The sequence below is a fragment of the Paraburkholderia sp. IW21 genome (assembly GCF_041321145.1).
In the GTDB taxonomy this organism is placed as follows: domain Bacteria; phylum Pseudomonadota; class Gammaproteobacteria; order Burkholderiales; family Burkholderiaceae; genus Paraburkholderia.
Genome location: NZ_JBGGWA010000016.1, coordinates 17,392 through 28,158 on the forward strand (window position 1 = coordinate 17,392; position 10,767 = coordinate 28,158).

At 63.3% G+C, this 10,767-nt stretch carries 6 protein-coding genes; 2 read left to right on the plus strand and 4 right to left on the minus strand.

What is annotated here, in order from left to right:
* Nucleotides 1-20: 20 nt before the first annotated feature.
* From ACAX43_RS29015 to ACAX43_RS29030, 4 genes are all read right to left on the minus strand, one after another.
* A complete protein-coding gene (locus ACAX43_RS29015; RefSeq protein WP_370711782.1) occupies nt 21-3,635 on the minus strand; it encodes a methylmalonyl-CoA mutase family protein in 3,615 nt (1,204 codons plus the stop codon).
* Between the two features lie 64 nt (nt 3,636-3,699).
* The gene (locus ACAX43_RS29020) at nt 3,700-4,638 is read right to left on the minus strand and encodes a LysR family transcriptional regulator (protein WP_370711783.1); all 939 of its coding nucleotides are present in this window, start codon (nt 4,636-4,638) and stop codon (nt 3,700-3,702) included.
* Between the two features lie 187 nt (nt 4,639-4,825).
* Nucleotides 4,826-5,914, minus strand: coding sequence for a porin (locus ACAX43_RS29025; protein ID WP_370711784.1), 1,089 nt, complete (start codon nt 5,912-5,914; stop codon nt 4,826-4,828).
* A gap of 515 nt (nt 5,915-6,429) precedes the next feature.
* Nucleotides 6,430-6,768 (minus strand): hypothetical protein, encoded by a 339-nt coding sequence (locus ACAX43_RS29030; protein ID WP_370711785.1) that lies wholly within the window; start codon nt 6,766-6,768, stop codon nt 6,430-6,432.
* A 550-nt stretch (nt 6,769-7,318) separates the two neighbouring features.
* Between ACAX43_RS29030 and ACAX43_RS29035 the strand changes: the two genes are divergently transcribed.
* Nucleotides 7,319-8,344, plus strand: a complete 1,026-nt coding sequence (locus ACAX43_RS29035; protein ID WP_370711786.1) for a bile acid:sodium symporter family protein — start codon at nt 7,319-7,321, stop codon at nt 8,342-8,344.
* A gap of 281 nt (nt 8,345-8,625) precedes the next feature.
* Nucleotides 8,626-10,476 carry an EAL domain-containing protein gene (locus ACAX43_RS29040; protein WP_370711787.1) on the plus strand — a complete coding sequence of 617 codons (1,851 nt, stop codon included), beginning with the start codon at nt 8,626-8,628 and terminating at the stop codon, nt 10,474-10,476.
* Nucleotides 10,477-10,767: the final 291 nt, after the last annotated feature.

Below are 10,767 nucleotides of genomic sequence, written 5' to 3' on the forward strand. Positions count from 1 at the left end.
AGCCGCAGCATGCCCAGGCCTCACATATTGCGGCGGTACTGTCCGCCCACTTCAAACAACGCGTGCGTGATTTGCCCAAGCGAGCATAGGCGCACGACGTCCATCAGCACCGCGAACACGTTTTCATCGTCGATCACCGCGCGCTTTAAGCGTTCAAGCGCCGCGGGTGCGTCGTCATGATGACGTGCCTGGAAATCGCGCAGTCGCGTCAACTGACTCTGTTTTTCTGCGTCGGTGGAGCGGGCCAGTGCGATCGGCTGCGGTGCCTCATGCGGATGCGCGCTCAAAAACGTGTTCACGCCGACGATCGGATACGAACCATCGTGCTTGCGATGCTCGTACAGCATCGATTCGTCCTGAATGCGCCCGCGTTGATAGCCGGTTTCCATCGCGCCGAGCACGCCGCCGCGCTCGGTCAGACGGTCGAACTCGGCCAGCACTGCCTCCTCCACCAGATCGGTCAGTTCCTCGATCACGAAGCTGCCCTGATTCGGATTCTGATTCTTCGCCAGGCCCCATTCACGGTTGATGATCAACTGAATCGCCACCGCACGGCGCACGGAATCTTCGGTGGGCGTGGTGATCGCTTCGTCGAATGCGTTGGTGTGCAGTGAGTTGCAGTTGTCGTAGATCGCGATCAGCGCCTGCAGCGTGGTGCGGATATCGTTGAAGTCGATTTCCTGCGCGTGCAGGCTGCGGCCCGAGGTCTGCACGTGATATTTGAGCTTCTGGCTGCGCTCGTTCGCGCCGTAGCGTTCGCGCATCGCAATGGCCCAGATGCGTCGCGCGACGCGGCCCAGCACCGTGTACTCCGGGTCCATGCCATTCGAAAAGAAGAATGACAGATTCGGCGCGAAATCGTCGATCGACATGCCGCGCGCGAGATAGGCCTCGACGTAGGTAAAGCCATTCGCGAGCGTATAAGCCAACTGCGAGATCGGATTCGCGCCGGCCTCGGCAATGTGATAGCCGGAGATCGACACGGAATAGAAATTCCGCACGCCGTGCTCCACAAAGTACGCCTGAATGTCGCCCATCACTTTCAGGCTGAACTCGGTCGAGAAGATGCAGGTGTTCTGTCCTTGGTCCTCCTTCAGGATGTCGGCCTGTACCGTGCCGCGCACATTTTCCAGTGCATGACGGCGAGCTTTGCCCAGTTCGCCTTCCGTGAGCGGGCGCCCTTGCTGCTGCTCCATGCGAGCGATCTGCTGATCGATCGCGACGTTGAAAAACATCGCGAGGAGGGTCGGCGCCGGGCCGTTGATCGTCATCGACACCGAGGTCTCCGGCGCGCACAGATCGAAGCCGTCGTAGAGCGTTGTCATGTCGTCGAGCGTCGCGACGGAGACACCTGAGTTGCCCACCTTGCCGTAGATGTCCGGGCGTTCGTGCGGCTCTTCGCCGTAGAGCGTGACCGAATCGAACGCCGTTGAAAGACGTTTGGCCGGCATGTCTTCGGAGAGCAATTTGAAACGGCGGTTGGTGCGGAACGGGTCGCCTTCGCCGGCGAACATACGCGTCGGATCCTCGTTCTCGCGACGGAACGGGAACACGCCGGCGGTGAACGGAAAGTAGCCGGGAAGATTGTCGAGCATCAGCCAGCGCAGAATTTCGCCGTGGTCGACGAATTTCGGCAATGCGACTTTGCGGACCTGTGAACCGGACAGGGTCGTGACGGTGAGCGCCGTGCGAACCTCGCGCTCGCGAATGCGGACGACGTGTTCGTCGCCGGAATAGGCGGCGACCGTTCGCGGCCACGCTTCGAGCAGCTTGCGTTCGTGTTCGCCGAGGGCGGCAGTGCGTTGGGCGATGAGTGCGTCGAGTGGTGTTAGCGTGTGTATCGTCGGCTCTGCATCGTGAACTGCCGCCTCGCCGGCGACATCTGGGCCCGCTGCCAGTGCAACCGCGCCTGGGTTTCCGTTATCGCCTGCTTCTTCGCCCGTGCTCGCACCGGCGCCTAAGCTCGCGTTTGCTTCGCCGAGCATCCGGCGCGCTTCGGTAAGTTGCCAGCGCTCGCGCGCCACGCGCGCCTGCGCATCGGCGCGCTCGCGGTACACGTGGACAGTCTGCGCGACATCCGCCAGATAGCGCACACGTGCCGGCGGTACGATGGCGTTGCGGCCACTCGAAAAGCGCACGTCGTCGCGGGCCGGCAAGCGGCCGCCGCCGGCGCGCAAACCATGCGCGCGTAACGCCTCGGCAACGTGCTGATAAAGCGCGGTCACGCCGTCGTCGTTAAAGCGCGAGGCGATCGTGCCGAACACCGGCATCGCGCCGGGCGCCTTCGCGAAGTCGCCGCGATTGCGCTGCACCTGCTTCGCCACGTCACGCAACGCGTCCGCCGCACCCTTGCGATCGAATTTGTTGATCGCAACGAAGCCGGCGAAGTCGAGCATGTCGATCTTCTCCAACTGGCTGGCCGCGCCGAATTCGGGTGTCATCACATACAAGGATTCGTCGACGAACGGCACGATCGCCGCATTGCCCTGCCCGATCCCGGACGTCTCGACGATGATCAGATCGAAGCCCGCCGCCTTGCACAGCGTGAGCACGTCTGGCAGCGAGTCGGTGATTTCGCTCAATGCGTCGCGCGTCGCCATCGAGCGCATATACACGCGCGCACCACCGCCCCAGTCGCCGATCGCGTTCATGCGGATGCGGTCGCCGAGCAGCGCGCCGCCGGATTTGCGGCGCGACGGGTCGATCGCCAGCACGGCGATGGTGAGGGCGTCGCCATAGTCGAGGCGAAAGCGGCGGATCAGTTCGTCGGTGAGGGAGGATTTGCCGGCGCCCCCGGTACCGGTGATACCGAGGACGGGAACCTCGATTGCTTCAGCGAGAACCGAAAGTATTTCCTGCTCGGCCGATTTGACGCGGCCCGCTTCGTACGCGCTGATCAGTTGTGCAAGGCGGCGGAAGGTGAAGGCTGCAGGGTCTGGATGTTCGGCGGTGTGGGCGATGTCCACCGTGTTGGCAGTCTGGTTGCCGTGGCTCGCTTCGCCTGTTTGACGCGCTTTGACGGACGGATCGCCGGCACGCGGCTTCGTGCCCGGCCCGGTACGCGTGTCGGTATGCAACGCCGCGAGCGGTTCGAAGCGCGGCAGCCCGCAAGCCGACAGACCAGCCACCCACTCGGCAACCGGACTCTCCCGCACGGCGGCAGCAGCGCGCGCCACTTCTGCACAGCGCGCGATCATGTCGTCGATCATGCCCTGCAGACCGAGCCGCTGGCCGTCATGCGGCGAATAGATCTTTTCGACTCCATAGCGTTCGAGCGCGGCGATTTCTTCGGGGACGATCACGCCCCCGCCGCCGCCGAACACTTTGATACGCTCGCCGCCGCGCACGCGCAGCAGGTCGACGAGGTAGCGGAAGTATTCGTTGTGGCCGCCTTGATAACTGGACACGGCGACGCCGTCGGCGTCTTCGTTCAGCGCGGCGGTGGCGACTTCATCGACCGAGCGGTTGTGGCCGAGATGGATCACCTCGACGCCGCTCGCTTGCAAGATGCGCCGCATGATGTTGATCGACGCATCGTGGCCGTCGAACAATGCCGCGGCGGTGACGAAGCGCAGGCGCCGGCCCGCTGGCAGCTTGTGGCTACCGGCGCGCTGCGGCGTGGAGAGATCGGTCATGTTTCCCCCGGATCGTTACGCGTATGGGTGCTGCCAACCAGTATAGCGAAACAGGGTGAGGCGCTTAGCGCACCGCCATCGCCTTGATCTGTTCAAGCGAAGGCCACAGCGATTCGTTCGCAAACCGCTCGGCGAGGAAGTCGACAAACGAACGGACCTTGGCCGACAGATGCCGGCGGCTCGCATAGACCACATGGATCGGCAACTCGCGCGGCGGCACGTCGTCCACCAGCAGCGGCACGAGCCGCCCCGCGGCCAGATCATCGCCGATCACCTCGGTGCCGAGCATCGCGATGCCGGCGCCCTGCAGCACGATCACGCGCTGCGCCTCCAGGTGGTTGACGATCAGATTGCCTGACAGACGCATGCGGGGCGAAGCATCGCCGGCTGCGGTCGCGATTTCAAGCGGGGACACGCCGGCGTATTGCAGATAGTTGTGGCGCGCCAGCTCGGCGACGGTCTTCGGCGTGCCGTGCCGGCGCAGATAGGCAGGCGACGCGCACAGCACCAGATGGGCGGTCGCAATCTGCCGCGCGATCAGCGAAGACGACTTCAGGCCGCTCGGCGAGGCCCGGATCGCGACGTCGAAGCCTTCGTCGATCAGTTCGACCACGCGGTCGGACAGCGTGATGTCGACGGTGACCTGCGGATACTGTGCGGCGTAGTCGGCCACCGCGGCCATCACGTGGCTCAAGCCGAACGCCGACAGCGACGATACCCGCAAGCGCCCTTGCGGCACGACACTTGCCGCGCCGACCGCCTGCTCGGCTTCTTCGAGTTCGGTGAGCACCTGACTCAGGCGCTCGTAGTACTCGCGGCCCGCCTCGGTCGGCGCGACACGCCGCGTGGTGCGGTTCAGCAAGCGGGCACCGAGTTGCTGTTCGAGGTGCATGACGTGCTTGCTCGCCATCGCCGCCGACATCTCCATCCGGTCGGCCGCGCCGACAAAGCTGCCGACTTCGACCACGTGGCGGAACACTTTCATGCTGACGAGGGTGTCCATCTGAATCGCTCGCTTCAGGAATCAATCGACGCCATTTTGCAGGGTTTATCAAAAATCAGGCGGTAAATCGGACGTAAGCGGACGCCAGAAGCGTCAAAGCCCGCCTTCCAGGGAAGGCGGGCTTTGACGGTGTTGCCTGTTCCGGAGCGCGCGGCGCTTGGCAGGCGCCCCGCCTGGCCTCGGACGCTTAGAACTTCGCGCGCAGGCCGACGCCGTAGGTGTTGCCGCTCGACTGGCTGCTGATCTTGTCGTACATATAGGCCGCGTAGATATCCGTGCGCTTGGACAGCGGATAGTCGTAGCCTACCGCAGCCGTCTGACGGGTCTGGTCGAAGCCGCCGCCGTCGCGCGAGTAGGCGTACGACGCCATCACCGTGCCCGGGCCGGCCGGTACCGAGACGCCGCCCTGCGCCGTATTCACGTGCCAGCTCGAAACGGTCTGCTGGTTGTACGTGTACATGTACTGCCCAAAGAACTTCACGAACTTCAGGTCGTACGAGACGCCGGCTTGCGCCACGCTCTGGCTCTTCAGGCCGGGTACGCCCGACGTGCTGAAGCTGCCGAGGTCGCCCGGCACGTTGTTGAAGTTCACGTACTGGTACACCGCGGTCGCCGCGAACGGGCCGTGGAAATACAGCACCTGGCCGCTCCACTTCTTCGCGCCGTTCTGACCCGCCGTGTTGCCGAGCGCGTACATCGCCGTCGCGGACAGCCCGTTGAAGTTCGGCGATGCGTACGACACCGCGTTGCTCCAGCCCGAATCGCCGGTCACACCCTGATCGGTCGAGTAGGTCGGGAACGTGCCGAGACCCAGATACGTATGAGTGACCATCGGCGAGAACACATACGAGTCGATGAACGGGTTGAACAGAATCGTCGACACGAACAGCGGGGTGGTCAGACGGCCTGCCGTCACCGTGCCGTACGGCGATTCGATCCCGACGTAGGCGTTACGCGAGAACATCGTGTCGCCCTTGAAACGGCCGTACTGGCCATTCTGGGCGAGGAAGAAGCCTTCCAGCGCGAAGACCGCCTTGTAGCCGTTGCCCAGATCCTCCGCCCCCTTCAAACCCCAGTACGACGTCGACATACCGCCGCCGGACACCTGAACCGCGGTCTTGCCACCCGGGAATTTCTGCGCGCCGACCCATTCGTCGACCTGCCCGTAGAGTTGCACGCTCGATTGCGCGAAAGCAGACGATGCACTGGCCAGCAGAGCGGCGCACGCGGTTGCCTTAAGGGCGGTCTTCAACGCACCGCTGATGCTTGTTTTCATGGGTTCTCCTGTCTTTGTCAAAGGGGTGTGGCTGTGCGAAAGGGGGCGCTCGCTCGAACCATTGTTGTTGTCCGTTCGGTCATCGAGCCAATCTGGGCGGGACCATCTTTGCGGACCATTTTTATGGACAAAAATATCGTTGGTTATTGCGGGTATATCGGTCTGGTTAGTTTTGTCGCTTATGGGCCTGATAATGCGACGACCGCAGGCGAGGTTCACCGCGTCGCCGCGAACCTCGCGGTAACGCGCAAAGCGTTACTGACATTGCACCCGACCCAGTGATAACGGTTCAAATGACAGACGGATGACGCATTGCCGCAGAAACGAACAAATTTGACGACATGAGGTGGTTTATTGCCGAGCGTTTTCAAAAAAGTGTGGCGTCGAAACGTCACATTGACAGGGGCGCTTGGCTGAAGGCAATGCGGGAAGCCGCAGCTAACCGGTTTGAAAGCCGGGAAAGCGGGCTCGGAGGAGCGAGGAAGAGGAATTCGGCGGGACGAGTGAGCGGGTTTTTAGTTGCGGTAAGGCGAGCCTTCCTGCTGGCGTGGGTCTTCCCCCTGGCGCTGCATTGCGCGCGATGAACCCCGTTCTTCGTTGTAGCGGGCGACATCGGCGCGAATCGATCCGGTGCGAACCGGCGCATTAGCCGGCGGACGCGGCACCGCGCGTGACTCGGCGCTCACCGGCGTGAGGTAGCCGGCGTACTGCATGCCGCCGCGGCCAGCGGCCGGATCGCCGCCGCCGTGCGCCACGCCCGGCACTTTTGCATAGGCGAACGAACACAGCGCAACGATAACCGCGCCCCACGCCCAGTGCTTCGTTCTCGACAACCCGTCCACCACGTGACTCACATGCCCGAAGACCTGCCTGAAGCCCACCGTTCGAGCTGCGATGGACTTGTTCTGGGACCGGCGCGAGCGCCGCGATTCTGTCGCGGCACGGGGCATCCCGATGGCCTTTGAGCAGTAATTTATGGGCGCGGGCAAAGGGTGTCGAGCCAAAAAGTGTTAGGCCTCGACCGCTGTTGTAACACCTTGTTACTGCGACGTTTTTCTGCGACACAGCCCTTGCGCGAAAGCCTTGAAACAGCTTGATTGAGCGGCTATATCGAGACCGGTGGACATCTCGCGCAGGACGAATCGCAGGCAGAGTTTTTGACGGTTTTGTCGAATCGGCAGTAGACCAAACAAAGACGGTCGCCAATACTGGAACTACCCACCGGGCTCGACTAGAGACTCGCGAAGCGGCAATTTAATGCACAAAGATCATTAATCGATTCGGCAAATGAATTTGCATATTCAATCGGTTTTCAACAACAATAGGCGTTTTCCATAGCCTCAGGCGGGCGCATTCGTGCATTCGCCCCGGGTGCTTTCCGCATCACCGAATTGAGATTCCGACATGGCTCGCCCGAAACTGCTTCCCGACAATTTCACCTTGTGCCTCGTGGGCACTGTGATCTTTGCGAGCTTCCTGCCCGTTCACGGGCAGGCCGCCGTCGGCTTCAACTGGGTGACGAACGTCGCGGTCGGCCTACTGTTTTTCCTGCACGGCGCCAAGCTTTCACGCGAAGCGATCATTGCGGGCGCGACGCACTGGCGTCTGCACCTGGTAGTGCTGCTCAGCACGTTCGCGCTGTTTCCGCTGCTCGGCCTCGCGCTTAAGCCGCTCCTTTCGCCACTTGTCACGCCGGCGCTCTATGCGGGGGTCCTCTTCCTCTGCACGCTGCCGTCGACGGTTCAGTCGTCGATCGCGTTCACGTCGATTGCCAAGGGCAATGTGCCGGCTGCCGTATGCAGCGCGTCGGCCTCGAGCCTGCTCGGCATCTTCATCACTCCCGCACTCGTCAGCCTCGTCGTCACCAATCAGGCTGCGGGCGGCAGTTCGGCGTGGCATACGGTGGGCAACATCGTGCTGCAACTGCTGGTGCCGTTCGTGGCCGGGCAGTTGCTGCGCCCGCTGATCGGCAAGTGGATCGAGCGCAATCGCGGCGTGCTGAAGTTCGTCGATCAGGGTTCGATCCTGCTGGTGGTGTACGGCGCGTTCAGCGAAGCCGTCACCGAAGGCCTGTGGCATCAGATTCCGCTGTCCGCGCTCGGCGGCCTGCTGCTGATCAGCGTCGTGCTGCTCGCGCTCGCGCTGGCCGTAACGATTTTCGTCAGCAAGCGGCTCGGTTTTAACCGCGCCGACCAGATCACGATCATCTTCTGCGGCTCGAAGAAAAGCCTCGCCGCCGGCGTGCCGATGGCCAAGGTGATTTTCGCCTCGCATGCGGTGGGCGCCGTGGTCTTGCCGCTGATGCTGTTCCACCAGATCCAGCTGATGGTGTGCGCCGCGCTCGCGCAGCGTTGGGGTGCACGCGACACCAGCGGCGAAGCCCACGCTGCCTCGCGCGAGCGGCCCGCCGCCGCCGTCGCACGCCGTTGAATACGCGCGCAATGCAAACAGGACATTCATAAGCGCCCTCCCTGAGCGTCATTTGAAGAAAGCCGCCCCGTGCGGCTTTTTTGTTATTTCACGCTGAAAAGCGGGCGCTGTCGCCTCGGCCGGATGGCATAGGCAACGTCCTGGCAATGGCGAAACCGGCCGCCAGGCCGTCACAGGCACGACCAACCGCACCATCCCGGTGCAACGGTTCACTAAAAGTTCACTTAATTTCAGACAGGGCGGGCCGATAAGCCGAAAGTCGATCGCTACGCCTACCTGCCATGTACCTTCGTTCGCCCTCCCGATCCGCTACGCCGCGCATCGAGGAGTTGATCGCCCGGCGTGATTTGTCCGCCGTGTTCCAGCCAATCATCGATTTCGACGACGGCGCGATCCTCGGCTATGAAGGTCTGATCCGCGGCCCGGCGGGAACGTCGCTCGAGGCGCCGTTCGCGTTGTTTTCGCAGGCGCTTGCCGAAGGTTGCGCGATCGAACTCGAGCAGGCCGCCGCACGCACCTGCATCGACGCCTTCTCAAAGCTCGATTTCGACGGCAAGCTGTTTCTCAATTTCAGCGCGGGCGCGATCCGTCAGCTGGCAGAAGCGCGCGACAACACGCTCGCGTTGCTGCGCCATCGTGGCGTCGATCCGCAACGAATCGTGATCGAGTTGACCGAGCAAAGCACGATTCTCGATGTCGGCAGCTTCTTGCCGGTGATCTCGGCGCTGCGGATGGGCGGCGCGCAATTCGCGCTCGACGACTACGGCACCGCGAATGCCAGCATGAATCTATGGGTGCGCTTGCAGCCGGACGTCGTGAAGATCGACCGCTTTTTTATCCACGGCATCTCCAGCGATTCGCTCAAATTCGAAGCCGTGCGCGCGATGCAGCACTTCGCGAGCGCGAGCGGCGCGCGGCTGGTGGCCGAAGGCATCGAGGACGAGGCGGATCTGATCGTGGTGCGCGACATGGGGATCGGCTGCGGTCAGGGTTACTTTTTCGGCCGGCCGCATGCCCAGCCGGCCCGCAGCGTCACCGACGACGCCCGCGACGCACTGCGTGCCGGTCACATCGCCGTGTTCCCGGAGACCACCCGCACGGTGAGCAGCGCCTCGCCGTCGGGCGGCATGGCGTCGGCCAAGATGCTGGTGCATGCGCCCGCGCTGCCGCGCCACGCGACCAATAACGACGTGCTCGAACTGTTCAACCGCCTGCCCGGTCTGCATGCGGTCGCGGTGGTCGAGCAGGACGAGCCGGTCGCGCTGATCAACCGGCGCAGCTTCATGGACCGCTACGCGCTGCCGTATCACCGTGAGCTGTTCGGCAAGCGGCCGTGCCTGCTGTTTGCGAACGCGTCGCCGGTGATCATCGAGAAGTCGATGACCGTCGAGCAGATGGCCAGGCTTCTCGCGAGCGACGACCAGCGCTATCTCGCCGACGGCTTCGTCATCACCGACAACGGCAAATATGTCGGCCTCGGCACGGGCGAGAACCTGGTACGCGCGGTGACCGAAGTGCGCATCGAAGCCGCGCGCTACGCGAACCCGCTGACCTTCTTGCCGGGCAACATCCCGATCAGTTCGCACATTGCCCGTCTGCTCGGCAACGACGCCGGTTTCCACGCGGGTTACGTCGACCTGAACCACTTCAAGCCCTTCAACGATCAGTACGGCTACTGGCAAGGCGACGAAGTGCTGAAATTCGCCGCCGCCGTGCTCGCCGACGTCTGCGAACCGACCCGGGATTTTCTGGGTCATGTCGGCGGCGACGACTTCCTGATCCTGTTCCAGAGCGAGGACTGGCAGGACCGCGTACTGCGCGCGATCCACGTGTTCAACGAGGGCGCGCAGCGCTTCTACGCGCCCGCCGACCGGCTGGCCGAGGGCATCCACGGTGAGGACCGGCGCGGCAATCCGACCTTCTTCGGTTTCGTGACGATGGCGATCGGCTGCGTGCGCGTCGAGTCGGACGGCGGCCCGTCGTTTTACAGCAGCGAGGATATTGCGTCCGTCGCGGCAGTGGCGAAGCGGCGCGCGAAACATGAGACAAGCGGTTTCGTGCTGATCGATGCGGATGAGAGCGTGGCGCTGCTGCGTGGGCAGGCGGACGTGGTGGCGATGCGTTTCGACTGAGTGCGCGGTGGCGGGTGGCGGGTGGCGGGTGGCGCGTGGCGCGTGGCGGGTGGCGCGTGGCGGGTGGCGCGTGGCGCGTGGCGCGTGGCGCGTGGCGGGTGGCGGGTGTCAGGCGCCAGAGCAAATACCTTGTTTAGCGTTTTTTACTAAACAACACATTTCGGGCCAAGTTCAACACGTACGGGTATTTCCGGGTGTGGTTCGGGCGTCATCCGGGCTGTTTTACCCACGTTTTACTATACAATCGCCCGAACCCAAACACTGCGCGGCCACCCTTCTCGTGGCCGCTTC

What these genes read in the sequence shown, in the direction of transcription:
- ACAX43_RS29020 (WP_370711783.1), bottom strand. Translation starts at nt 4,638, where the DNA reads ATGGACACCCTCGTCAGCATGAAAGTGTTCCGCCACGTGGTCGAAGTC.
- ACAX43_RS29035 (WP_370711786.1), top strand. Translation starts at nt 7,319, where the DNA reads ATGGCTCGCCCGAAACTGCTTCCCGACAATTTCACCTTGTGCCTCGTG.
- ACAX43_RS29015 (WP_370711782.1), bottom strand. Translation starts at nt 3,635, where the DNA reads ATGACCGATCTCTCCACGCCGCAGCGCGCCGGTAGCCACAAGCTGCCA.
- ACAX43_RS29040 (WP_370711787.1), top strand. Translation starts at nt 8,626, where the DNA reads ATGTACCTTCGTTCGCCCTCCCGATCCGCTACGCCGCGCATCGAGGAG.
- ACAX43_RS29025 (WP_370711784.1), bottom strand. Translation starts at nt 5,914, where the DNA reads ATGAAAACAAGCATCAGCGGTGCGTTGAAGACCGCCCTTAAGGCAACC.